Below are 25,181 nucleotides of genomic sequence, written 5' to 3' on the forward strand. Positions count from 1 at the left end.
GGTTCCAATGCCCTATGCCCCATGTTGGCAGACCAAGCCACCTCAATCACCCAATCTTGCGTTGGAGTCTCCTGGCGACTTCCAAGGAAAAATTACCTTATGCTGGGAAGCTCTTAACAAAATCATCGCCTGGAATGACTGTGGTGTAGAACACATAGTCATTATTAGCTACGTAACGGCGGTCTTGTTTAATGATCGCCATAAATTCTCGGTGTCCATCTCGCCTGCGTCCGACTAAACAACCCGCACTGGCATTCTTAATATCCGTCACAGGAGCATCATAGCCCCAGTGTTGATTAATTAGGAAAAGACCTGTATCAAGTTTGTCGCCAGTCCGTTTAAAATCTTCGTTGAAATCTCGATGAACTGTGATCGGGGCAACTTGCACTAATGCTTCGTGACGATCTGCATTGCCGTGGAATCCAACTGCCCAAGCTTTGTATTGACCAAACTGAATTCTAGCAGCTCCTTTAGGATTCATCGGGTTTACAGTATAGTATCTGCCGGGTTCGGTGGTAGCTTGCCAGTGATTGACGATTTTGGGAACACTATCTACGACTTCGATGACAATCCGTCGATCATTAAATTGATTTGGTGGATCTCCGTTGAGAGTCCAGTCTTCGCTGATGCCCTCTATGTAAACAATGTTGTATTCTTTTGGTTTGGTGAATACCTGATAATTTTTTGCCTGCAAGTATTTCACAATCCGACTAGCAATGCTATTGCTTAGTTTTAAAGGGGGTGTGGGTAGATCTTCTGGCTTTGTTTCAATCAGTTTTTCGGCTGTAACTGCTCCTAAAAAGTCAGTTTCTCCAGTTTTGGCTAATTCTTGAAACTGTTTGAGAGCAGCCGTCGAGATTGGGCCAAACTTCCCATCGGCGGGGGGTTCTAGCAGACCGAAGTTAATTAACAGTAACTGAATTTGACGAGCTAAATCTGTGTCACCCCCGATAGCCTCGAAGTTCCATTTAGTCTGTGTTCCCAAAAAATCTTGTAGTCTCATGTCACACTTTCCTTGATTTACCTAATTCCTGGATAGATACAAACTTTCTTTATGGCATTCCAAATAAAAAAATAACCTATCGTAACTGTTAACGGTCAACCCTCAACCGTCAGCAATATTTCTTAGCGGTTGTTTTTGTTTCTTGGAATTCCCATATAGATTGATTCTGTTCTAGAATATACCCTTGGATAAAAAATTGCTGCAAAATTATTCTTTATATATACATATGTAATATATAAGAATACATTATTTCACCAATTTCAGTATACAAACATCAACTAGTGGTTCGCCACATTCATTGGAAGTCGGCGGGAAACTCGATCCCCTTCTGGGTCTTACAGCCATTTTCAGGTAAATAGACCACGCTTTTGGGGCGCAAGGCCTTGCGCCCCTACGAAGATCTGTGGTTCAAATGAATGAAAATTGCTGTAAAAAACTTAATCTTTTGTATCAATCAATTTAAAGTTCACATAAATAAGGTAATTTAGTGGGACAAAATCATAAAGAGTGTTATTACTGAGGGGTGCGTAAACAAATGACAGGTAGTATATCCGTTCGCCTTCGCGATCTTAAGGCGGAATATGAGCAGCTTTGGAATAGCTGCGAAATCAAACCAGAGAATTTGAGTCAGACTCAACAGATAGTTGCAACTATCATCTCCAATCGCCCTACATACGAAGCTCTGCAGCAAAAAATTAATGTACCTTGGTACTTCGTTGCTGTCATCCACAATATGGAATCCTCCCTCAAGTTTACCAGACATCTGCACAACGGCGACTCTCTGAAAAAACGCACAGTCAACGTACCATCTGGTAGACCAATTCCCGAACCGCTTAACGGTTGGAATGAAGGCTACACCTGGGAAGAAAGTGCTATTGATGCTTTAATACTTAAGGAATTCCACAAAGTAAAAGATTGGAGTCTATCCGCACAGCTTTGGCAACTAGAGAGATACAACGGTTTTGGCTATAGGCTCTACCATCCAGAAGTTTTGACTCCTTACCTGTGGTCAAGTACTAATCAATACACGAAAGGCAAATACACAGCCGATGGTAAATGGGATGATGATGCAGTTTCTGCCCAAATTGGCGTAGCAGCTTTGTATAAAATTTTGATTCCATCAGAAAATCTGGAAATTGAAATTGCTTAGGGGTTGACGGTTGAGGATTGACAAGTTGGAGTAATGAGTAATGAGTAATGAGTAATGAGTGATGAGTGATGAGTGACGAGTAATGAGTGATGAGTGATGAGTCGTGAGTGATGAGTCGTGAGTGAATTATTTTTTATTTTGCTTTCAACTTGTTGATTGAAGTTGTTAATATCTTAATAATTCTTTCATTACTCATTACTTATTACTTATTACTTATTACTCATTACTCATTTTATCGATGTGTTGCAAAGACTTTTTGAATTGGTATCACTTAATTTGGGAATGGGCATCTTGTGCCAAACTAGGAGTAGGAATGGTTTGAGTTTGGTAGGCATTTTTAACAGCAACCCAGTTACTGGCTATTGGCATTCGCCAACCTGTACCAAAGGCGCGATCGGTGATTTTTAATCCGGGGGGTGCTTGTCGGCGCTTAAATTCGGCACGGGCTACCATCTGAGTTACTCGGTCTACAATTACTGGATCGTGTCCTTGGGCGACGATTTGGGCTGGTGATTGGTGGTTGTGAATCAGGCGTTGCAAGATGTCGTCTAATATTTCGTAGGGGGGTAGAGAATCTTGGTCTACTTGACCTGGTTTGAGTTCAGCGCTTGGTGCTTTGGTGAGGACATTTTCCGGGATGAGTGATGTTAGCGTAGCGGGGTGTAGCCCGTGCTGAGTTTTGATCGCCCCTGTATGAGAATTTAACCAGTAACAAAGGGAATAAACGCGGGTTTTGGGAACATCAGCAATTACAGCCAAACCGCCATTCATATCGCCATAGAGAGTACAGTAACCAACCGCCATTTCTGACTTATTACCGGTAGACAATAACAAATAACCAAACTTGTTAGCGATCGCCATTAATAAATTACCCCGAATCCGGGATTGTAGATTTTCTTCGGCGATACCAAACTCAGTTCCCGTAAACAACTCAGCCAAGGAATTGTCAAAGCTGTGCATTAACTCGCCAATTGGTAAGATATTAGTCTGAATCCCCAAACTTTTACCTAATGCCAAAGCATCGCTGATAGAATGTTCTGAACTGTAGGGCGAAGGCATGAGGACACCAAAGACATTTTCTTTACCGAGTGCAGCAGTAGCGATCGCCGCAACTAATGAAGAATCAATCCCCCCACTTAAACCCAGCACTACTTTAGAAAAACCACATTTGCGGGCATAATCTTGCACTCCTAAAACCAACGCCTGCCAAATTTCCTCATCTTCAGTATCTGATGCTGGTCTCAAGGTACCCGATTTCAAATCCCGTTGCGCCTCATCAAATTCTACTACCACCAAATCGGTTTCAAAACCACGGGCACGACACATAATTTCACCTTGACGATTCAAAGCAAAACTGTGACCATCAAAGATTAAATCATCATTTCCGCCTACCTGATTGGCATAGATGATTGGTTGTTGAAAACGCACCGCACTATGTTTGAGCATGGCTTCGCGAAACCCCTGCTTACCGACACTGTAAGGCGAAGCAGACAAATTGACAATTAAATCCACACCCAAAATTGCTAAATCAGCAATCGGATTGACCGCATAACTACGTTTGCCCCAAAATTCCTCATCATTCCATAAATCTTCGCAAATAGTGACGCCAATATGAATATTATCCAGGGTGAAATAATTAGCCTGTAACCCTGGTTCAAAATAACGGCGTTCGTCGAATACATCATAAGTAGGCAATAGCCGCTTATAAAAAACTTGCTTTACCTTCCCTCCTTCCAAACAAGCAATGCTATTAAATAAAGACTTACCGCCTGTGAGATGCGCTTTTAAATTCTCTTCAACAGTTCCCACCAACACAGCTAAATTTGGTGGTAAATCTCTCGCCAATTTTTGCAGCGTTATCCCCATAGCCTCGACAAAACTAGGATTTAGTAATAAATCTCTTGGCGGATATCCAGACAAAGAAAGTTCTGGAGTCAACAACAAACGCGCACCCAATGCTGCAGCCCGTTGTGCCATCTCTAGAATTTTTTGGGCATTACCGGGTAAATCACCAATTGTCGGATTAATTTGAGCGATTGCAATCTTCATATTGGCTGTTAGATTTGAGATTTGGGACTGAGAAGAAAAATTAGAACTTAAATACCAGACACTCTACAAACTTGGCGAAAACTTCCCGAATTATAGAGATTTACCTATAAGACCACTATTTGATTTTTGAAATATACCTAGGTAGGGCTATGCCTTACAAAACCCGGATGTGCTTGGCATTGCCTACCTAAAGATACTACAAATACTGAGATTTTTCATAAATCAAATAGGACTGCTATATTGTCTTTTAAGCTGTCAAATAAACACCAATGGCTTATTTGTAAATGGAGCAAAAGCTTGAGCATCAAACTTATATAAACTAGCCGGACGACCAGCACCACGAGACACCTTGATTCCGGTATCGCATAAAAAACCTAACTTGAGTAAACGTGAGCGAAAATTAGAATAATCGGAGAAATTGTCCCCTAAAACCGTCGTGTACAATTGATATAAATCATTCAAAGTAAACATTTCCGGTAAAACCTCAAAAGCCACCGGACTATATTCCAACTTATTACATAACCGCCTGTGGCCATAGGCCAACACTTCATTATGGTCAAAAGCTAATTGGGGCACTTCTTTCACCGGATACCAAGCGATCCCAGTGACGCCATCAGCAATCAATTCAGCTTCTTCAAACCGTACCAGAGCAAAATAACTTACTGATAGATAACGGACACCATAACTATCAGTTGCTTCCCGTGGGTCGCGGTTAGGGCCACCAAAGGTATACAATTGCTCCAAATAGAGATTATTGACCCGAATTTTTTCTGCCATAATGCGATAGGCAGCGTCCTCCAAAGACTCACCTTGACGCACCAAAGTACCAGGAAGACAGCAAGAATTTAAAAATGGCTCCTGTTGTCGCATGACCAAGAGAACGAGCAGGCGATTTTGTGCGGTATCTACAGAGAAAATTACATTATCAACACCCACCTTGAAATCAGCCAAAGGTTGTTGATTTAGCGGAGTTGGAATCTTTTTGTGGTAGCGTCCTGGCATTCTGCGTACAAATGCTCTCGATGAATATAGTCAACAATAGGGGGTATGAGGGCTTCTTGATCTCCATGTTCACGATATGCTGTCGAAGAAACATCTAGACCAGTCAGACTAGCGATCGCAATCTTCCCTCCCAGCTTTTGCACTCCCTCTAAACTAGACTCATCTATTGCATATCCCGGTCGCGGTACCACCAATAATTGCACTTGTCGTAACAATTCTTCAACTCTATACCAACGGGGCAATTGATTTAATAAATCAGAACCAATAACCAACGTCAACTCCGCATCCTCTCCCCACATAACTTTCGCCTTCTGGATCGTCTCCAGAGTTCTCAAGCTACTCAATTCCTGCTGTAAAGCAATATTCTCCCGTGGCCCATCGATATCCGCAATTAACAGTTGCAGCATTGCCGCCCGATGTTCTAAACCAGTAGAATGAGACTTAAAAGGATTATCCGCCGCCCAAACCGCCACCCAATCATAACCCTCAGACAACCAACTCAGAATCACCTGATGGCCAGCCGTTGGTGGATCAGCACTAGTACCAAACAAAGCAACTCTCATTTTGCGTCCTCTGCACTTCATTCCTGAATACAGCATTTCATCAATTCGTAGCGAAAATTACCAGAAAAAACTCCGCGCCCCACTGCGTTTCCTCAGCGCCCCTCTGCGTTAAAAACCCTAGAATTTTACCCAAAGCGGTGTTTAGTCTGGTCAACCAACTCCATAAGCTGCTGAGAAATTTCCACCTCCACCGATACAGGATTGTCCAACCGCCGCGTCTGATCAGGTAAACTAACAACCGAAGCCGCAGTCCGTTGTTGAATAGTCGCCAAAGTCTCTGGAGGTTGTACCCGTTGACCTTCCTTGACTACTAACTGCAACAAAGGTTCTGCACAAAGAGGACTTTCCGTCGCCAATCCCAATTTATCTGCTGTCACCTTACCCCCCGCAAACGAGCGAAAAATCTGCTTACGCCCTGGATAAGTTACCTTACCACTCGATTGTTTCATGACTGGGATACCATCAACTTCCACGAGTTTATAAACTCCATTCACCGGCGCACCGGTAACTAGTCGCGTTCCCAGCCCATAGCCATCAATCTCAGACCCAGCAGCTTTTAGCTTGGCAATTTCCCACTCATCCAAGTCACCACTAGCGAAAATAGACACACCTGGAAGTAGCGATCGCACCTGTTGTGATAAAGTGACCAAATCCCCAGAATCCAACCTCACCCCAGATAATTTCATTTCCCCCGAATTTACCTTCAGAGCCAACCCCTGGGCAGCGGCGATGGTATCATAAGTATCAATCAACAATGACGCACCCGGAAAATAGCGGTGAAACGCCGTAAAAGCTTGTTCTTCAGTACCTTCCATTGCCGAAAGTGCCATAACCAAGGCGTGAGCCATCGTACCACTTGGTTGTTGTCCCAGTTGTAGCGCTGCTAACACATTTGAGGTGGAATTCAATCCACCCGCCAACGCCGCCCGCGCCGCCCACAAAGACCCTTGGGGACTAAATGCTCTTCTTGTGCCAAATTCCAGGAGTGTGGCTTTAACTCCTGCTACATCGCGGATTCTCGCCGCCTTGGTGGCAATTAAAGTTTGATAATTGAGAGTATTGAGTAGGTAAGTTTCTACTAGCTGTGCTTGCCAAAGGGGTGCTTCCACGCGCAACAGCGGCTGATTGGCAAATACTGCTGTTCCTTCCGGTACCGCCCAGACATCCCCAGTAAAACGCCCCTCCCCCAGCAATGACCAAAAGCGATCGCTAGCATTGGCAAAAATTCCCGTCGCCTGTAAAGCCTCTATCTGGGAGGGACTAAAGCGGAATTTTGCCAAATATTCCAACGCCTGCGCCAACCCCATCGCAATTAAATAGCCAAAACCCTCTGGTAGTCTCCTAACAGATAGCTCAAAACTTGCCCGTTTTTGTTCTACGCCTTCACCTGTGTAACAAGCAGCCATCGTCAACTGGTAAAGGTCTGTCAGTAGGCTGTAATCTTCATCTGTCACGGCTAGGGCTTGGTTGTGCTGCTGATTATTTCTATATACATAGTCTATATCTGAGAACGTTGTCATGTAAGAGTTTCCTTACAAGAATGTTTCTTTTACTTATGGTAATATTTACCATAAGTAATGTCAAGCATTAAGGACATACTCACTGGGCAGATATATTTTCCGTCGTTGCTGAATCATGCTTGGATTCAGCAACGCCGATTTTTTCAACAATTCCTATATCATCAATTATTCCTGCTATTATTCCCAAGTGATCTAAGTTTTTACTCTCGATCTCTTCTTTTTGGTAATCCATAGTAGCTAATCATAAGTATTACTATTTGGAATTTTCTATACCTTAGGATAGAGCTTATGACCGATAAGCAATTTGTAAATCTATATTTTTTATTGAATTAAATTATAATAAATAGCCATTTATAGCTGAAAATAAATGTTATTTTCAGATCTCATCACTTATCCTCAACATTTAGGTAAATCTCGCTCAAAACAGTTATATAAAGTAAAGTTTTGCAGGGGGGTAATGTATAAAAAATATATACACTGGCTTTAGTAATAAATACTCCTGTTGAGAGAGTTGGTAAGAATTATTTAAGCGTATAACTGAGTAATGATTTATAGCAATGCTGCTAATAAATGGTAGGGAGTTTTTTTGATATTGCACTTTCTGAATTTTCAACTGTTTTAGCTTTTCACTCTTTTTGAAAAAAAATGGCAGGTTTCGATTTATGTTTTCAAAAGATAACTGTTACTTAGTTGCGGCTTCACCAGAACTCAGAGCCAGATTTCTCCGCACTCAAGAATTATTGCAAGCTGGAGACGGATTGCCTGAAGCAGCAACAATTGATGTTCTTGATTTACGAACTTTCAGCTTAATTAGCAGTAGACGCAGACGCATCCATACGACAACGGGAGAACTGGCTCCAGTTGTTGGTACAAGAAGAGCTTTAGTACTTTTGGTAGACTTCTCAAACAATCAGGCTACTCAAAACCAACAACACTATGCAGATATGCTGTTTTCTAGCAGCAACGACGGTACAGTGAGTTTGAAAGATTTTTACTGGGAAGCTTCTTACCACAAACTGACAGTAACTGGTGAGGTCAGTGGTCAGGGAAGAGCTACAAATGGTTGGTATCGCGCTCCAAGACCATACTCCTATTACACCAACAATGATTTTGGCACGGGTTTTTATCCACAAAATTCTCAAAAGCTAGTGGAAGATTTAGTGGATTTAGCAGACCCATTTGTAAATTTCGCCAACTACGACAATGATGGCGATGGAATTGTAGATGCTTTATTCATTGTTCATGCGGGTTCTGGAGCAGAAGTTACTGGTGACAAAAACCACATTTGGTCGCATAAATGGGAAATTTCACCAAAAACTGTAGATGGCGTAAAGGTTCAAAGCTACAGCATTGAACCTGAAGACGGAAAGATTGGTGTATTTTGTCATGAATTAGGACACGTATTTGGATTACCAGATTTGTATGACACTGATTACAGTTCATCTGGTACTGGTGATTGGGATTTGATGGCTGCTGGAAGTTGGAACAATGGTGGACAAACACCATCTCACCCAACTGCTTATTGTAAAGTTAAACTCGGATGGGTAAAACCCGTGACAATCTTCAATAGCCAACAAAATATCACCATTGAACCCTATGCTACTAAAGATGGGCAAATCTACAAACTGCCGATCAAAGAGATTAACAGTCAGGAATATTTCCTACTTTCAAATCGTCAGAAAAAAGGGTTTGATGGCTACTTGCTAGGTGAAGGTCTAATCATTGAGCATATAGATGAAAACAAAACTGGTAATACCAACGATACTCACTACCTAGTTGATATTGAACAGTGTGATGGCAAGCTAGACCTGAATAAAGGTGAGAACTGTGGAGATGCTAACGATCCATTCCCTTGTGGTATGAACAGTTCTTTTACGGCAAACACTACACCCAGCAGTAAAGCCTACAATGGTTCTGATTCAGGGATTGCAATTACTGATATTCAACGCAAAGGAGACAACATTACTGTAAATATCAAATCTGGGGTACTACACGCTCCTAAGATACCTGTAACTCGTTAATCTCTTTTGCCTTGTAATCGTCCCCTGCATCAGCATTTGTAATTAGTTTGGAAGTTGCTGCTACCGTAATCAATGACTTGAAAACCACTGTCAGTAATGCCTTCGTCATGCTTCAGTAAGCAAGGTGGTAAAAAGGATATAAATTCAATATCCTGAACTGAAAACATTACAACCATGAGGTTGCTGAATTAATATTTTTTTTATTCAGCAACCTTAGATAAATTAGAGTGGTAAGTAATATGAGTAAAATTCTACAGTGGTTATTATTTACTGTTGCTTTTGCTATTGGATTATCAGGATTTGCAATAAATGCCACTTCGCTTAACTCTGGCAGACATGATATTACGGTGGAAATTTTAGGGGGAAAACATTTTATGATATCGAAGTTACAAGGGATAATGGCAGCACCTAACCAAAGTGAAATCAAAGCAAAGGTTTTGCATATCGAAAAATCTAAAGAATTTGAGGATAAATGGTATTTAGAGTTAGAAATTTTAGAAAGTAAAAATATAACAGGCGGTAATTTTGCTCAGATAGGAGATAAAGTCAAAGCATTTACTATTCAATCTAGCCCGAATTTTTCAACTAATAATATAATTACTGCTCAAGCCGAGTTTTTAGGTGATGCACACGGTGGCTTCTTTAGGCTGAACAATATTCAGGTAGTCAAACAGTAAATCTGAGTATCAGGATAAGTGGAGCATTGCTATTATTACACATAGTTATTTATTAGGTTATCACCGATTAAACAGGCTTTCTAGCACTAAAGCTTACAAGCACCAAGGAACTTTAACTTTTAATTTGTCTCTGCGGTCAAACAATCTGTCGTTATATAGATAGGATTGCTCTGGGTCAGTTACAATTAGAATTAAAGATCAAAGTTGGACTATTAGATAATATAAAGTATTGCAAAGTTGTCTGACAAATTATTAAACAGATTGTCAATATATTGAGAATTAGAGCCAGCCGCTAATTTTAGAATTAAAGTGAAAAAACAACGATGAAAGCGACGAGAAAAACAGGAGTGTTAGATTATGTTTATTTCCCGGATGATCGCTAGCATAACCCAATATATTTCTGAAGCCGCAATGCGGATTTTTGCTCCTACTGATGATGCTTATCCAGTTATTGGTGTACAACCATTTACAGGCGATCCTTACAAAGGAACAGCCGACATTTGGTAGATAATGGTGTGGCAATAAATGACATATTTTCCAAAGCAGAAAATAAAGGCGTGGAGTTTTCTTCACGCCTTTTTGTTTCAGGATTTTGATATGTAGAATGTCACACCGGAATAATTAGCACAGAATATCTAAGTCCCACAATGCAATCAGAGCAAGAATTATAAACTTTTTTAGGTAGTGCAGCTTGATATAGGGGGTTTAATTTGAATGAGCTACAAGTTTATCTGTGTCCATCTGTGGTTTGATAATTCTTTGATTGATAGCAGGATAACTTAAGGTGTATTAGACTTCTCCAAAATAGCTTTTTGTTGCACCCAATCTTTACCCACCTGGATACTGATATCCGAGCTAATATTACCAGTGCTTTCCACGCGCACCTCGCCAAAACCCAAAGTATCGCGAATGGATTGGGCGCTTTCCTCATCTCCTTGTTGGGCGACAATATGAGTTACCTCTAAAGGTTCGCCCCAAGCCTTAGCGATATAGACATTGCGATATCCAGCTTTTTCTAGGGATCTGATTAAAGGTCGCAGGTGAGAGCGATCGCTACCTGTGCTGTCTTGAATTGCGACTTTTAAAGCGCTAGGTTCAGAGGCCTGCTTGGCATTTTCTGATTCCAAACCAAAGTTTTGTGCCATAACTTTGGCAATAGCATCTTTGTTAGGTATCCAATAGCTAGCATCATACTCACGGTTCTCGCTAAAGCGACCTGGTAACATTAACATTTGCATATTCGAGCGATTGGTTCGCATCCCAAAACCAACTAGGGCGGCTAATTCTTCAATGGTCAAGTTAGTATCAATGTATTCCTTGACTACATCGAGAATTTGAGGTAATTTAGCCACAGTAATTGGATTCAGGGTCTGGTCAATTAAAGCCCGAATTACCATTTGCTGACGTTGAATCCGGCCAATATCCCCCAGTTCATCATGGCGATAGCGCAGTAATTGTAGCGCCTGTTCGCCGCTGAGATGTTGCTTACCTGCCTTCAAATTGATGTATAAGTGCTGGGAATCGTCCCGATATTTCATATCTTTCGGGACGTAGACTGTCACCCCACCCAAAGCCTCGATCAGTTTAGCAACTCCCAGAACATTAATGCGGACATAGCGATCAATTCCCACCCCACCAAGGAGATTACTGACAGTTTTAGCTGTCAAAGCAGGACCCCCATCAACATTAGCAGCATTAATTTTTTTGACTCCATGGCCTTCTATTTCGGTGCGCGTATCTCTGGGAATCGACAGCATCACCATTTTCTTCTTCTCTGGATCAAATTTGATCAAGAGCATGACATCAGAAAGACCATCAAAAGAGTTTACCTGGGGGAGGTATCTAAGATTTTTACTTTCGGCGGGAGGGTTTTGAATATCTGGGGGAAGTACGCTCATACCCAGAAGTAAGATATTAACAGGGCGAGTTAATTCCGAAAAGCGCAATCCACCGCCAGAAATGCGATCGCCATCAAATACTGCTTCCTCTTGGGGGCTGAGTTGTGCTTGCTGTAATGGTGTACTCGTCAACGAAACCGCCAACAGCGCCCCCGCTGTTGCCGAAATCATGGCAATACCGCTCATTCCCACCCAAAACCATAACCAACGACTCGATTTAGGATCTTGGGAATTGTTGTCCTTGGACTGGGAGCTGTTTGCTGACTGGTTATCTTCCGCCGAAGTTCTTTGAATGGTCACAGACTTCCTCACACTTACTGATCAAATTCGGTAACTTTGCAAACTATTCAATATGCTGACAAATCAACCCATAATAACTAATTCTTAATTATTCGTGCTAACCTTTCCACACTTGTGTCAAATACGACACTTATAGCAGTTTTTTTGCCGATTTTTGCTAAATCCAGTAATGTTTTCTTGCAGTATGACAACAATCAATCGGTTTGACCAGATCTGTTGGCAGATAATTGGGAATTTATGAAAAAATAAGTAAACCTACTGATGGACAACGGATTGCCTCTTACCTCTTACCTCATATTTTAAGACAAGTACTTACCCAGCACTCGCTCTGCAAAGTTGCTAAAGCCCGGTAAGCGGTGAGACTTTCTTTGGCTCAGGCGAAAAATCAACCAGACACTCACCAAAAAGTAACCAGAGGTGAGAAAGCTATTGAGGATTAATAAACGTAGTGCAAAAAATTCTGAAGTTTCAGCACCGGTTGCTAACAAGATGTACCCGAACAGCCAGGTAAATGCCAAAGTAATAGACAGACGACAGATGGCTAGTTGTTCCCGAGTTCCTTGACGACGATACAAAGACCACAGGGATGGGAAAAAGCCGATGACCGGAATTAAATACACAACTAGCTCTCTTTTCAAAGTAACTCGTTCTTGACTCTTGATTGGGGATTGGGCAGACTCTTCCTCAGTCCCAGTCGCTGAGGAATTTTCGCTAGAAGGAAGATTTTCCATAGTGATTAAGTTAGAGATAATAAGTATGATAAAACTTTAAACAAAATATAGTCTAGCATAGTCAGATATAGTCTAAAAGACAGTCCTAATGAAATTATCTGATTATGCTAAAACCTTGGGGATTTCGTACCTTACCGCTTGGCGACATTACAAAGCAGGTAAAATACCATATCCAACAGAGCAACTTCCCACGGGTACGGTAATTGTTAATTACGACCCGAAAAAGATATCAGGGGGTGTTGTTAGGGTGGCAATTTATGCTCTTTGTATCAAGCGCTGAAAACAAAGATAATTTGGATAGGCAAGCTACTAGGCTAACTCAATATGCAACTGCCAAAGGATATCAAATCGTTTACATAATCAAGGAAGTAGGAAGTGGACTAAACGACAATCGCAAGAAACAAGAATTGCTTTTACTCAAAGATGATTATGATATCTTGCTAGTCGAACACAAAGATAGACTGGGTAGGTTTGGGACACATTACATGGATATTTTACTTAGAAGACTAGGAGTAAATCTAGAGATTGTTAACCTAGCTGATAACGGACGTGATGAATTGATGCAAGATTTAGTGGCGATAATTACCAGCTTTGCAGCACGATTGTATGGTCAGCGCAGGGCAAAGCGCAAAACAGAAAAAATTGTAGAAGCCTTAAATTCTCCAACAGATTGATTAAGTTTTATAGTCAAGCATATCTTACTGTATCTTGAATGATATACTAATTTCATTGCCAAAGTTGATCAATACTTTGACTACGCTCAGTATAAATATGCGTCAAGTAGAAAAGCACATAATCAAAGAAGGACATGAGTGGTTTGATTATTGTAGTGACATTACCACTATTTCTCGGCAGCTTTACAATACTGCTCAATTCACTCAGCGTCAAGGTTTTTTCTACGGATGGGGAACTCAAACCCAAGCCGGCTTAGATAGTTTATTCAAACAAAATGAGAACTACAAAGCCTTACCCACAAAAGTAGCTCAACTCGTATTAAAACAGAATGCAGATGCGTGGATTGCTTACTACAAAGCATTAGTGGCTTACAAACTTGAACCAACTAAGTTCACTGGTAGACCAAAACCACCTAATTATGTTGATGATAAGAACCTGATTAAGTTTAACAATCAAGCCATTGGCAAAAGAAAATTTAGTAAAGGTTCGGTTGTCCCGTCAATGTCGCCAATCAGAATCCCGGTAAAGCCTGGACTAAGATTTGACGACTTGTGCGAAGTCCGAATTGTCCCAAAAACGGGATGTTTTGTGATCGAGGTAGTCTATGAAATTCTGCAAAAAAATGAGTTCTTCTGTAGTTTGAATCCTGAACTTAATGCGGCGATAGACATAGGCTTAGACAATCTAGCGACAATTGTTTTCAACGACTTGAGCGAACAGCCAATTATCGTAAATGGGAAACCATTAAAATCAGCCAACCAATTTTATAACAAGCAGATTGCCAAGTTTCGAGGTTTTCTGCCTCATGGTAAAGGTAAATCAAGGCGAATCGCAAACATCGTCCGCAACCGTAATCAATTTATAGATTCATATTTGCATCAATCCACAAAAATGATTGTGGATGAACTTCTATCTCTTGGTGTAACTCACGTCTCAATCGGGAAAAACGAACAATGGAAAACACGTCTTAATTTAGGTAAACGTACAAACCAAAGCTTTACTCAAATACCACATGCTAAATTTATCGAGATACTGACTTACAAATTGGAGCGAGTCGGCATCACCGTTAAGGTTGGAGAAGAATCTTACACGAGTTTGGCTTCTTTTATTGATTGGGACAATATCCCAATTTACAAACCTAACAACTTCGTGAGGTACGTCTTCAATGGAAGACGTGTTGAAAGAGCGTGGTATATCAGTAAAAATGGTTTGAAGATTCATGCCGACGTGAACGCAGGGTACAACATCGGCAGAAAAAGTAATCCTGAAGGGTTTGACTGCCTCCAGTCTGTTCTAAGGGATAGGGGGTGTCAGGTAGTACATCCAAGGCGGATAACTCCACTATTTAAGCGTGTCCATGCTGAAAGTAGAGTCGCTTAAAGCTAAATTGCATAAGTCTGACTATGTTTGACTATGTGATTTGGAACTATTTTATTGAGTTATATCCCCTAATCGGCTAAAAGATGCAGACACGCAAGCTACTTGACTGGTGGCAAATACTAACACCTATAGCGCGAATCGGAGCGATCGCGCTATTCATTCCGTTGCTAGTTCTCAATGGTTGGGCGATTTCGATAATTTTTGATTATTTCCATTCCCTGATCGTTATTTTAGTCGGAGCCTCAGTTTTAGCATTTCTGCTGAACTATCCCGTCAGCTGGATGGAACGTCACGGTGCCCAGCGAGAACCAGTTGCTATTCTAGTATTTTTATTGGCTTTATCGATTTTATTGGCTTTGGGTGTCACCCTTTTCCCCTTAGCCTTGACCCAAGCCCAGCAACTGGTGGCACGCATACCAGAGTTGATTGATTCTGGACGCTCTCAATTAATGATATTAAACGAAAAAGCAGAGGGTTTCGGCTTACCGATTAATCTCGATGCTTTAGTCGTGCAAATTAATGATCGCGTCAAGGGACAATTACAGGCGATCGCTGGACAAGTTTTGAATCTGGCTGTAGTCACAGTTACTAGCCTGCTGGATTTTGTCTTGACGATGGTTGTAACTTTCTATCTTTTACAGCATGGCACTGAACTGTGGGAAAGTTTGGTCAACTGGCTACCTTCAAGTTTTCGTGACCCTTTCTCGAAAACATTACGCCTCAGTTTTCAAAATTTCTTTATCACCCAGCTAATTTTATCTACCTGTATTGCTTCAGCCCTCATTCCCGCTTTCTTGTGGCTAAAAGTGCCATTTGGTCTATTATTTGGCTTAACAATTGGTCTGATGGCTCTGGTCCCCTTTGGCGGCTCTGTAGGTATCGCTCTGACTACTTTGGTGGTAGCTCTGCAAGATGTTTGGATGGGAGCGAGAGTTTTAACCGCATCACTAATTGTACAGCAAATTCTCGAAAACTTAATTGCCCCCCGAATATTAGGCAGTTTTACTGGTTTAAACCCAGTTTGGGTGGTAATTTCAGTTTTGACAGGAGCAAGAATTGGCGGACTTTTAGGTGTGATTGTCGCAGTACCCTCAGCTGTTGTCATTAAGACCGCTTTAAGCGCCCTGCGTCCTGGGACGCTGACTGGCGATACAAATGAATCCACCAAGCCGGAGGATTTAACAGCACCAATTCTATCAGAAGAATCTCCCAGACCTCAAGCAAACAATCCTCTAGGAGTCTCAGAACCTACATTGCCATAGTCATTCGTCATTTGTCATTGGTCATTTGTCATTTGTCATTGGTCATTTGTCATTGGTCATTGGTCATTTGTCATTTGTCATTTGTCATTTGTCATTTGAATTATTTACTGTGGATCGACGATTGAACCCATAAACAAAATGCTTCCTGTCTGATGATCCCGAATGGCACTGAAAAAAGGACGGTCAACAATCATGCGGAATGGTTCTGAGGAAGGTCTATAAGATGTCGCCACCATTCCCACAGAAGTAGCCGCAGCGGCTTCAGTGCCTTCTTCGTTCACCTCCACAAAAGTTTTATGCTTAACCTGGCTAATAGCAAAATTTTGACCCATGCTAGAAAAGTCGGCTTTATTGCTGAAAGCTTCCGCCATACCTAAAGCTTTCAAGGCCTGATTGAGTGTAATATCATAGTCGGTTTTAAACCTAGGCAAGCGTATATTCCCTTCCTGCTTACTAAACTGACCCATCCATTTTTCCCAGTTCTCGGCATTTAAGGATTGATAGAAAGTTTTGAGATTTGAGTTCTTTTTAGGCAGGAAGATATAAAAGCTGATTTTACCATCTTCGCCGTAAGGTAAACTCACTGCCTGAAATTGTTCCGTTTCATAGTATCTATAGTTACCCGTTTGCGACATCATCGGGTGTTGTTTCTGCTTACCAGAATTATTGATGTAAAAAGGAGCTATAGCCGTTTGTGATTTATCAAATTCGTTGCTCCATTTTCCTTTAAAATATATGGCATTAATCAGAAATAGCACCTGGTTGGGTTCAATTTTCTCGACTATTTTATTAATTTTTCCGCCTGTATTTTCCTTAACCCAATTATTTATGACATTAGGTGTGGTGCCGTCTTCAAAATTTAAACTTGTTACCTTGGCGTTATAAAACTCTTCGGTTTTCTGGAGAAAATCTGTCTGAAATCTAGCATCTTTATTTGCCCAAAGAGAGTTAGCGATCGTTAATTGTACTTTCCCATCAGAATTTTCTAATATTTTTTTTAAAGCCGCATAACCAGAGTTTATTTCTTCCAGATTAATTCCCTGTAATTCCAGGGTTTTTGCCATCGCTTTTTGAGTAGAACCGCTTGCACCATTGTAGGTCATAGCCAGAGCAATACCTACACTCGAAGGTGACACAAAAATGTTGTTTTCACTACTATTTTCTTTCAGAATTTCTGAAAAGAGTTTAAAGCCGAATTTATTATTAGCAGCAACGATTTTTGTATCAGGTTTGACTGTTTTTTTTGGTAATGTAGACTCTGACCCAGGCAGAGGAGATTGGGCTAGGGCACTCGTGTTATTATTCACCTGAGAACAACCTAGTACACTTAAAAGAACGACGCCAGCAGCAGCCAAAGCGTAACGTCTTCCCAAACGAACACCATAACGTCTTTGCAGGAAATTTTCTCGCGCACCACTCAATTTTTGCTGATTCATTTTACCACCTCGCTTGCCATAGATTTTATAACTGTCAGTCAAGATTGACACATCATAGGCGTCACTTGTTAAGTATGGCATTTACACCACCAAAAATACTAGACTGTTACGGTTTTTGTAACAGCCAGTGGATGCAATGAATTAAAGAGAACTTATCAATGCTACCAACTGCTAATTGCTAATCGACGAAAGGATGCACATCCTAGGTTTTTAGGTATTGCTAAGATTTTTAATAAATGTATTTTAAACTACTAATCACCAAAATAACAGTAATTATTAAGTTTTCGTTAATAACTAAATTTAATAATTTAGCCATAAACATAAACTATGCCCTCAATTACTCTTATGAGATACAAGGATTATTCAAAATAAAAGTTCTGATACATCTCATACAAAATCAACTATATATACTTTCATTTTTATGAAAAGTAGACTTCTTTTTGCAGTAAGTCAAGGGTCAACCGATTTTGGATTTTGGATACTTCGACTTCGCTCAGTACAAGTTTTGGATTTTGGATTGACCCCGACCACAAGGAGCAAACAATTTTAGATTTTGGATTTTGGATTTTGGATTAAATTTAAAATCTGAAATCTAAAATTGGCTTGGTCAAGGGTTAAAATTAGTTACCAATGACAAATGACAAATGACAAATGACAAATGACAAATGACGTACTAGTAGCTTACGTCCACCAAGCTAAAGCATAAGATTGAGTTGCTTCGTTTACTTGTTGGCGAAACTGGACAAGAATTTTGTAATTGCCATTGGCAGGAATTGGGCAAAAAATATGCTCTACACTATCAATGGCGCTGATTGACGAGCAAACCGTACCAGCATCTGGAGTTTTAGCATCGGCTTTTACTAAATAAAGGTCGAGATTATTTAAGCCGCGATCGCGGAAATTCTCATTGAGATCAAAAAGCTGATTTTTATTAGTATCATTGAGTTCTACCAATCTGTCCCAAGCCAGAGTAATCGCCACAAAACTCCCCTGTTTCAAAGGTTTTGCTAGCTGATATTCCACAGACTTCAGCGCATCCACTGTCCGATAATCCCATCCAATGGGGGGTACAGAACTTGATGGCTGCCATTGACCAGTGCTAAATTGTTGATAAGCTCGGAAAGCATTTAAATGACCCGCTCCCATTTGGGCATCTAAGGGAATTGTGGGATCTTTATAAGCATCAGACTCCAGCCAGTCTTTATTTTGTTTATCAATTAATGTCCGAGTCATTCCTAACCGCAAGCCATCACCGCTATCTTGAATTTTGTCTGCTGAATTCAATAACACCGCTTTCATCAGTTCATGCCTGCGAGATTCAATACTCCAATGAGGCTGTTTTGTCCGTAATTGTCGATCACCAAATTCCTGCAACAAAGCCACAGTAGCAGTAACGTGAGGCGCAGCAAAACTTGTACCTGTAACTTTGTTTACCTTCCCATCGGGATTGAGCAAAGCAATGTTACTACCAGGCGCGACTAAACTGATAGCACGACGCCCATCAGCATTAAACTCCTTTCCCTCTAGCCGACCACTCACTCCCTGATTAGCATCAGCCAGATTAGAAACGTCAACTTTATTAAAAATCCCCCCTCGGCGGGATGAAAAAGCTACGTTTACTCCGTTAAAATTATCTGTAGGAATCGGAATCCCACCTTTACCCTGATTGCCAGCGATCGCATACAGTACATTATGAACGCGACTCGACCAATCAATACATAGTGTGAGTAAAGCATTACCATCTAAAACCGCGTCCGGGCGTGGATCTCGATTCAGAGGTTCCCCAAAGCTAAAGTTAATGGCGCGGATATCCCCACTGTTTTGCCCTGCTATGTGCTGCGCCGATAAACACTCTTCCGGTTGACCCATGTTTTTTGTCGAACCCACAGCAGAGGAGTACAGTCTAGCACCAGGAGCAATTCCCGGCCAGGCTTTGTCATTACTCACCATCACACCAGCAACATTATAAGCATGGGGGTCAACCCCGCTATTTGACTTAGCAGGTCCATTGCGTAAAAACACCCCAGCTAGGGACACAGCGCGATTTTTAGACACCGCTTTATCCCAGCCAAACATTCCCGGTCGCCCAATTTCCACCTGACCAATCGCAATCTTGCGACCGGTTAAATTGTAAGGAGGTTGGTGTAGCTTCAAAGCATCAATACCATTACTTCCCAAGGAAGTTTGTAAAGCCGAAGCCAGCACCGGCGCACTCAAACACGAAGCACTCAATCCCCAAATTATCCAAATTAGTTTTTTGTTCATTGTCATTGGTCATTTGTCATTGGTCATTTGTCATTGGTCATTGGTCATTGGTCATTTGTCATTGGTCATTTGTCATTGGTCATTTGTCATTGGTCATTTGTCATTGGTCATTGGTCATTTGTCATTGGTCATTTGTCATTGGTCATTTGTCATTGGTCATTTGTCATTAGTTTTGGTTGTTTCTCCCTCATCCCCCTCTCTCCCCAATCCCCAATCCCCAATCCCCAATCCCCAATCCCCAATCCCCAGTCCCCAATCCCCAGTCCCCAGTCCCCAATCCCCAATCCCCAATCCCCAATCCCCAGTCCCCAGTCCCCAGTCCCCAAAACGCGGGGATCAAATTTATGAGCAAGTGAGCAATATTTTGTTACAATACCTACAGACGAGGATGCTTGAAAACCCACTAACCATGACCCAAAACCTATCTCAAAAGCCCATTGTGATTGCTCCTTCCATCCTATCAGCCGATTTTAGTCGTCTGGGAGATGAAATTCGCTCCGTAGACGCCGCTGGAGCAGATTGGATTCATGTTGATGTAATGGATGGTCGTTTTGTACCTAATATTACAATAGGTCCTCTGGTGGTTGAGGCGATTCGTCCTGTAACGACAAAGCCACTGGATGTCCACTTGATGATTGTGGAACCAGAAAAATATGTAGAGGGTTTTGCTAAGGCGGGTGCTGATATTATCTCAGTACATGCCGAACATAATGCTTCACCGCACCTACACCGCACTCTCGGACAAATCAAAGAACTCGGTAAAAAAGCGGGAGTTGTACTCAATCCTTCAACCCCTTTGGAATTGATTGAGTACGCGCTAGAACTTTGCGATTTAATACTAATTATGAGCGTCAACCCCGGCTTTGGTGGTCAAAGCTTCATTCCCGGTGTGGTGCCTAAAATCCGCAAGCTGCGTCAGATATGTGATGAACGTGGTCTTGACCCCTGGATTGAAGTGGATGGGGGATTGAAAGCAAATAATACCTGGCAAGTTTTGGAAGCTGGGGCTAATGCGATCGTAGCAGGTTCCGCTGTCTTTGGTGCCAAGGATTATGCTCAGGCGATTACAGCTATTCGTAACAGCAAGCGCCCGACACCAGAATTAGCAAAGGTTTAATCAGTTTTTAATTAATATAAATACACGTAGGCTGGGCATAGCCCAGCCTAATTTTTTGGTAAAATTTTTACGGACTAATAGGGCTGTATTATCACCGAATTATCAACGCCGAGGAAGCCCCTGGCTTTAGATATGGGGGTAAGGCGTTAAGCCTGCGGCCTCCAAAGACGGCGATTTCAATCGCTGTGAAAAATGTAGTTAACCATGAGATAATAAATGTATATCGAAATAGGACAAGGCACTGTCTACCCAGCAGAAACGGCTTTCCAGTAGATAAGAGATTGTCGCGTAGTCTCGTAGTGGGTAGAAACATATTGCTTGCTAAGGGGCAAAACAATGTGTTTTTGGGGCGTGGGGATGAGTACATCCTCTGTTCAATCGTAACCGCGCCCTGAGGTTCGGGGGATAGTGTTTCGGAACCTGAACAGGAACCAAGCCGCTATTTCTCAGGGCTGCTAAAAGCCCCCGGATTTATCCGTGGGGAATGCGTTACCTACTTGCTCTAGCCCAGCTGGTTGTCTTCCAAATATTGAAAAACAAAGCCGCAGAAACCAAAGCGCCAAGATTCCACTTCACAGAATTCTTCAGCAAGTTTAAATTTTGAGTAGATTGAGCGTCTTTCGCTTGAGTTTGGATTTTGTCCTTGGCTTGCGAAAGTTCTGACAAGACCTGATTTTTTACCTCCTGAGGACTTTTAGAATCCACGGAGCGGCCTTGACTCTTCAAAAAATTAGTGATTTGTTCTGGTGTAGCCTGGCTTAGTTGCTGTTGTAGCTTTTCAGCCTTAGATATTTCTTGCTGAGATGCAGCACTAATTTGATCAACGCTTTGTTTGTTGAGTCGGATAGTATTAAAAACGCCCAAAGGAATTAGTAAAACAAACAATAAGGCTAACAAAACAGTTAACCAAGATAACAAATTCAACACCGGGAATTCCCATTTGCTGCGAGCATGGAATTCTCCATAAAACACCAGCACTAAGCCGATTAAAGGTACCGGTACTCGCTCAACTAGTGACCCAAAAGTTTGAAATTCCCAAGCAGGATTCATCAAATTTAGCGGAATAAACATTTCTACAATGTCGAATAACGCTAATAGCAGTAGTCCGTAGCCAAGGATTCGCAAAATCGTCATCGAGCCTACCTGGCTAAAGGCAAACTCCTGTAGTTCCTTAACTAAGGGCATGAATTGATCATTAGTTGATTTAGTCATCTTAATAGCACAGAAAAGAAAGATTTGGGTTGAGGAAAATTCCAGGTTTCTGACAACAGGGTTGCCACTAACATTATCCGAAAAACAATCGGCGTTTTTTGAAATCTTGTCTAATATACAAATTCAAATTCACCTGAATATTGTTATACATGACTCCTCTATGTAGTTCTCACACCCTCTAGAGTCTACCAGTCCAATAATGACAAAATCACACATTGTCTTCCGTTTTAGGGGAAAACATGGAAATGTAATCTTTAAATATCGAACTAGTATGAGCTTGATGTCTAGGCTTGTCCGGTTTTGGCTTATCTAGAGTTGTCGCCAGAAAGACTTTGACGAAAACTAAAAGAACGGCACTTAGGGTTGCAGCCAAAAGCATAAACCGTAGTTGTTTCGATAGAATCATCACTTCTACAACAATATAAAGGTTGATGGCGGTCTTGACTGACAGTCAAATTTTTTAGTACCTCTAAAAGGTGTTGTGCATGGAACTATCAATTTTTAAGTCCACACACAACACTCTTTTGTTGATCAGAATGCAGCGATGTATGTATCAGTTGCAGTTGCTAGCTTACGCTTTAGCTGTAGCTTTTTGTTGCTGCTGTTGTTTGCGGCGCAAAGCTACACCAAAACCAGCTGCTGTCAATGTACCGAATATAGTCAGAGGTTCGGGGACAGATGTACCAACGGTTAAATTAGACTGAGCAGCCGTATCTGTTGCATTTACAACACCAAAACCTACGGTATAAGTTCCCCCTGTGTTGAAGGTGTAGGAAGTTTGAGATGCAGTTTGGCCAAAATCACCGACTTGCGACACGTCAGCGAGTTTATTAACTGAAGACCCAATGGAGTAGAAGGAAAAGTCATTATAGGGTAGGTAATCAAATGTTTCAAATTGCCAATTAAAGTTCAAAACATCTCCAGCTTCCACTGTAATCGAATTTTTAATCGCAGAACCAATCGTAGCATCAATGTTGTTCAGAGCATCCAAATCTCCAGAACTTAATCCTAGAAATGACTCTATTTCCGTGTCATTATCTCCAGCAGAGGTGGAAAGTAAAATTCCTCCATTATTATTGTTGCTAACATTGCCAATTGTTTCCCACCCAGTCAAGTCATTAATGTCGATAACTGCAGCTTGAGATGGGCTAGCGGTAAAAACTAATGCGGCTCCAGCACCTGCAGCTATTAACTTCTTGACTACATCAAATATACTCATCTAACTAACTCCTATTAACAAAAAATTAAATGAATTACTATTATTCCGTATTTATTGCCTCTAGTAAATATACTAAACTAAAGTTCATATAATCTTTATATATGTTTTTTACAATAAAATTTACATAAAAAGGCTAAAAGCCTTTGTGTATACTTACAAGCGCATGTTTATACGCTCAAAATAGATATGAAGATTATGTGAATCTACTCTGTTTGTAGGTTTTTATTAGTAGCTGTATATACAAAAATAGTTATATATGGTTTTGAGTGCTAGTAATTTAAATGGAGATGAGCCACCACTCAGCACTTAGAGGCTTCCAATTGAAAAAATGTCCAATTTCTAGGGTGCGTCACCAAGCGAGACAACTGATATCAATACAAATCGGTTAAGAAGCGTGAAATAAATTTCTGGCTTTTAGCACAAACCCATTAAAATGGTTTAGGATACTCCCCGCTAAACTTTGTAGTGGCGCAAGGAATTGCGCCACTATTGTAACTTGATCATTTTTACGCACAAAAACTGGCAACTATTGGGATGAACCCCGATTAGCAACCTAGAGTTTTTGCCAAAAATTTGATTGAGTTTTAGTTGAGCTTTTTCTTCACTTCGTCTTTGACATCTTCAATACCGTGGCGCACTTCGCTTTCGGCTTGTTTTGCTTTACCTTCTGTTTTATCTTTCGGGTCTCCAGTAACTTTTCCTGTTGCTTCTTGGATTTTACCTTCTACATTTTTAGCAGTCGCTTTGGCTCTTTCTTCTAAGCTCATTTTGCTCTCCTAATTTTATAAACAATTTAGGTAACTCCAAAAAAATCACAACAATCACTTGAAGTTGTTGACGGTTGACGGCTGAATGTTAACTGTCAATGGTCAAGAGTTGCAATGGCATATTTTTCTATTTGGAACTCCCTATTTTCAAAGTTGGTTTGCAGCTTTGAAATAAATTGTTATTACATTTACAAAGTAGCTTAAAATTTTTGCTAAAGCCTTCCGTCAATGGATGTAAGCTGGGATGTTTTAATTTATGCTTTTGGACAGAGAGATAGGGACAGAGGAGGGAGAGAACAATAAACAATGACAAACAACCCGGTTCTGTAAAGAAGCCGGGTTGCTAAAATGATAAAGATGATTTTTATGTCTAATCGAGAAAACCCATTAAACTTTCAGAATCGTCAATCTCATTTGATGCTATTGGACGGTTCCCAAAAATTGAATAGTTTTCGGAAACTACCAATGCACTTGAAGCAATTGGACGAATTCCAGAAAGGTTAATACTACTAACAACAGAGATAGTATTAGCGCCAATGGGACGGATTCCCATTGAGTTATATGTATTGACCACGTGCAATTCACTGGTGCTAACGGGACGTACACCAGCTATTGATAATGTCTCAGCAACTTGTAAGTCGCTGGTGCCAATGGGACGGACTCCAGAAACGGCAAGGGTGCCATTAGTATCCAGTTTGTTAAGTGATTCTACCTGAACTGGCAGAGCAGTACCTGGCTCAACTTTGTCTGTTTTCAAACTCTGACCTTGATTATTTTCCACTTCTGCTGTATTTTCTCCGTTTAACTTGGCATTCTTTTGCCGAGGACTGATTTCTGTGCCAGCGCTGCTAATGCTCATCGAACACCTCTGGTTTATTAACTGAATTTTACAATAATTAAACAGACATGAATTTTTTTTCTAGTATATGAAAGT

23 protein-coding genes and 1 pseudogene are annotated in these 25,181 nt (G+C 41.1%); 9 read left to right on the top strand and 15 right to left on the bottom strand.

The window, feature by feature from the left end; genetic code table 11:
* Positions 1–97: 97 nt before the first annotated feature.
* On the bottom strand, positions 98–1,003 hold the full coding sequence (locus HEQ19_05725) for a peptidoglycan-binding domain-containing protein (protein ID WYL99093.1): 906 nt from the start codon (positions 1,001–1,003) through the stop codon (positions 98–100).
* A gap of 535 nt (positions 1,004–1,538) precedes the next feature.
* Between HEQ19_05725 and HEQ19_05730 the strand changes: the two genes are divergently transcribed.
* A complete protein-coding gene (locus HEQ19_05730; protein WYL99094.1) occupies positions 1,539–2,153 on the top strand; it encodes a hypothetical protein in 615 nt (204 codons plus the stop codon).
* Between the two features lie 267 nt (positions 2,154–2,420).
* On the opposite strand, the gene HEQ19_05735 is transcribed toward HEQ19_05730, so the two are convergent.
* From HEQ19_05735 to HEQ19_30705, 5 genes are all read right to left on the bottom strand, one after another.
* Entirely contained in the window at positions 2,421–4,202 is a 1,782-nt protein-coding gene (locus HEQ19_05735) for an NAD+ synthase (GenBank protein ID WYL99095.1), read from the bottom strand.
* Positions 4,203–4,457: 255 nt separating this feature from the next.
* A complete protein-coding gene (locus HEQ19_05740) occupies positions 4,458–5,204 on the bottom strand; it encodes an NUDIX domain-containing protein (protein WYL99096.1) in 747 nt (248 codons plus the stop codon).
* A complete protein-coding gene (locus HEQ19_05745; protein ID WYL99097.1) occupies positions 5,165–5,767 on the bottom strand; it encodes a nicotinate-nucleotide adenylyltransferase in 603 nt (200 codons plus the stop codon). Before HEQ19_05745 ends, HEQ19_05740 begins: the two co-directional genes overlap by 40 nt.
* 125 nt (positions 5,768–5,892) lie before the next feature.
* On the bottom strand, positions 5,893–7,287 hold the full coding sequence (locus HEQ19_05750) for a nicotinate phosphoribosyltransferase (protein ID WYL99098.1): 1,395 nt from the start codon (positions 7,285–7,287) through the stop codon (positions 5,893–5,895).
* 79 nt (positions 7,288–7,366) lie between these two features.
* Positions 7,367–7,519 (bottom strand): DUF4277 domain-containing protein, encoded by a 153-nt coding sequence (locus HEQ19_30705; protein WZI67121.1) that lies wholly within the window; start codon positions 7,517–7,519, stop codon positions 7,367–7,369.
* Between the two features lie 430 nt (positions 7,520–7,949).
* On the opposite strand from HEQ19_30705, the gene HEQ19_05760 reads away from it, so the two are divergent.
* The 3 genes from HEQ19_05760 (at position 7,950) to HEQ19_05770 (ending at position 10,492) form a co-directional block, all read left to right on the top strand.
* Positions 7,950–9,308, top strand: a complete 1,359-nt coding sequence (locus HEQ19_05760) for a M6 family metalloprotease domain-containing protein (GenBank protein ID WYL99099.1) — start codon at positions 7,950–7,952, stop codon at positions 9,306–9,308.
* Positions 9,309–9,547: 239 nt separating this feature from the next.
* Positions 9,548–9,985, top strand: coding sequence for a hypothetical protein (locus HEQ19_05765; GenBank protein WYL99100.1), 438 nt, complete (start codon positions 9,548–9,550; stop codon positions 9,983–9,985).
* 357 nt (positions 9,986–10,342) lie between these two features.
* Positions 10,343–10,492 carry a nicotinate phosphoribosyltransferase gene (locus HEQ19_05770; protein WYL99101.1) on the top strand — a complete coding sequence of 50 codons (150 nt, stop codon included), beginning with the start codon at positions 10,343–10,345 and terminating at the stop codon, positions 10,490–10,492.
* 272 nt (positions 10,493–10,764) lie between these two features.
* Here HEQ19_05770 and HEQ19_05775 read toward each other — a convergent pair whose 3' ends face one another.
* Together HEQ19_05775 and HEQ19_05780 are read right to left on the bottom strand one after the other, a co-directional pair.
* Complete coding sequence (locus HEQ19_05775) at positions 10,765–12,183, bottom strand: LCP family protein (protein WYL99102.1); 1,419 nt, start codon at positions 12,181–12,183, stop codon at positions 10,765–10,767.
* A gap of 299 nt (positions 12,184–12,482) precedes the next feature.
* Positions 12,483–12,914, bottom strand: a complete 432-nt coding sequence (locus tag HEQ19_05780; protein WYL99103.1) for a hypothetical protein — start codon at positions 12,912–12,914, stop codon at positions 12,483–12,485.
* Positions 12,915–13,002: 88 nt separating this feature from the next.
* Here HEQ19_05780 and HEQ19_05785 point away from each other — a divergent pair.
* The 3 genes and pseudogenes from HEQ19_05785 to HEQ19_05795 all read left to right on the top strand — a co-directional run bounded on the left by HEQ19_05785 (position 13,003) and on the right by HEQ19_05795 (position 16,231).
* Positions 13,003–13,588, top strand: a pseudogene (locus HEQ19_05785) (IS607 family transposase).
* Between the two features lie 97 nt (positions 13,589–13,685).
* Complete coding sequence (locus HEQ19_05790) at positions 13,686–14,969, top strand: transposase (GenBank protein ID WYL99104.1); 1,284 nt, start codon at positions 13,686–13,688, stop codon at positions 14,967–14,969.
* Positions 14,970–15,052: 83 nt separating this feature from the next.
* Positions 15,053–16,231: an AI-2E family transporter gene (locus HEQ19_05795; GenBank protein ID WYL99105.1), complete on the top strand. Its 1,179-nt coding sequence runs from the start codon at positions 15,053–15,055 to the stop codon at positions 16,229–16,231.
* A gap of 104 nt (positions 16,232–16,335) precedes the next feature.
* Here the strand turns inward: HEQ19_05795 and HEQ19_05800 are convergent, their stop codons facing one another.
* Both HEQ19_05800 and HEQ19_05805 read right to left on the bottom strand, forming a co-directional pair.
* Positions 16,336–17,667: a serpin family protein gene (locus tag HEQ19_05800; protein WYM03270.1), complete on the bottom strand. Its 1,332-nt coding sequence runs from the start codon at positions 17,665–17,667 to the stop codon at positions 16,336–16,338.
* A 681-nt stretch (positions 17,668–18,348) separates the two neighbouring features.
* Positions 18,349–19,932, bottom strand: a complete 1,584-nt coding sequence (locus tag HEQ19_05805; GenBank protein WYL99106.1) for a S8 family serine peptidase — start codon at positions 19,930–19,932, stop codon at positions 18,349–18,351.
* Here HEQ19_05805 and HEQ19_05810 point away from each other — a divergent pair.
* Positions 19,932–20,102 (top strand): hypothetical protein, encoded by a 171-nt coding sequence (locus tag HEQ19_05810; GenBank protein WYL99107.1) that lies wholly within the window; start codon positions 19,932–19,934, stop codon positions 20,100–20,102. The two genes, HEQ19_05805 and HEQ19_05810, sit on opposite strands and share 1 nt — an antisense overlap.
* Here HEQ19_05810 and HEQ19_05815 read toward each other — a convergent pair.
* Positions 20,082–20,336, bottom strand: coding sequence for a hypothetical protein (locus tag HEQ19_05815; protein WYL98095.1), 255 nt, complete (start codon positions 20,334–20,336; stop codon positions 20,082–20,084). The two genes, HEQ19_05810 and HEQ19_05815, sit on opposite strands and share 21 nt — an antisense overlap.
* 5 nt (positions 20,337–20,341) lie before the next feature.
* Here HEQ19_05815 and rpe point away from each other — a divergent pair, with 5 nt between their 5' ends.
* Positions 20,342–21,049, top strand: coding sequence for a ribulose-phosphate 3-epimerase (rpe, locus tag HEQ19_05820; protein ID WYL99108.1), 708 nt, complete (start codon positions 20,342–20,344; stop codon positions 21,047–21,049).
* Positions 21,050–21,538: 489 nt separating this feature from the next.
* Here the strand turns inward: rpe and HEQ19_05825 are convergent, their stop codons facing one another.
* The 4 genes from HEQ19_05825 to HEQ19_05840 all read right to left on the bottom strand — a co-directional run bounded on the left by HEQ19_05825 (position 21,539) and on the right by HEQ19_05840 (position 25,106).
* Complete coding sequence (locus HEQ19_05825; protein ID WYM03271.2) at positions 21,539–22,261, bottom strand: HpsJ family protein; 723 nt, start codon at positions 22,259–22,261, stop codon at positions 21,539–21,541.
* A gap of 571 nt (positions 22,262–22,832) precedes the next feature.
* On the bottom strand, positions 22,833–23,480 hold the full coding sequence (locus tag HEQ19_05830) for a PEP-CTERM sorting domain-containing protein (protein ID WYL99109.1): 648 nt from the start codon (positions 23,478–23,480) through the stop codon (positions 22,833–22,835).
* A 584-nt stretch (positions 23,481–24,064) separates the two neighbouring features.
* The gene (locus tag HEQ19_05835; GenBank protein ID WYL99110.1) at positions 24,065–24,247 is read right to left on the bottom strand and encodes a CsbD family protein; all 183 of its coding nucleotides are present in this window, start codon (positions 24,245–24,247) and stop codon (positions 24,065–24,067) included.
* Positions 24,248–24,617: 370 nt separating this feature from the next.
* Positions 24,618–25,106: a hypothetical protein gene (locus HEQ19_05840; GenBank protein WYL99111.1), complete on the bottom strand. Its 489-nt coding sequence runs from the start codon at positions 25,104–25,106 to the stop codon at positions 24,618–24,620.
* Positions 25,107–25,181 lie beyond the last annotated feature (75 nt).

The organism is Gloeotrichia echinulata CP02, from assembly GCA_038087035.1.
Taxonomy (GTDB): Bacteria; Cyanobacteriota; Cyanobacteriia; order Cyanobacteriales; family Nostocaceae; genus Gloeotrichia; species Gloeotrichia echinulata.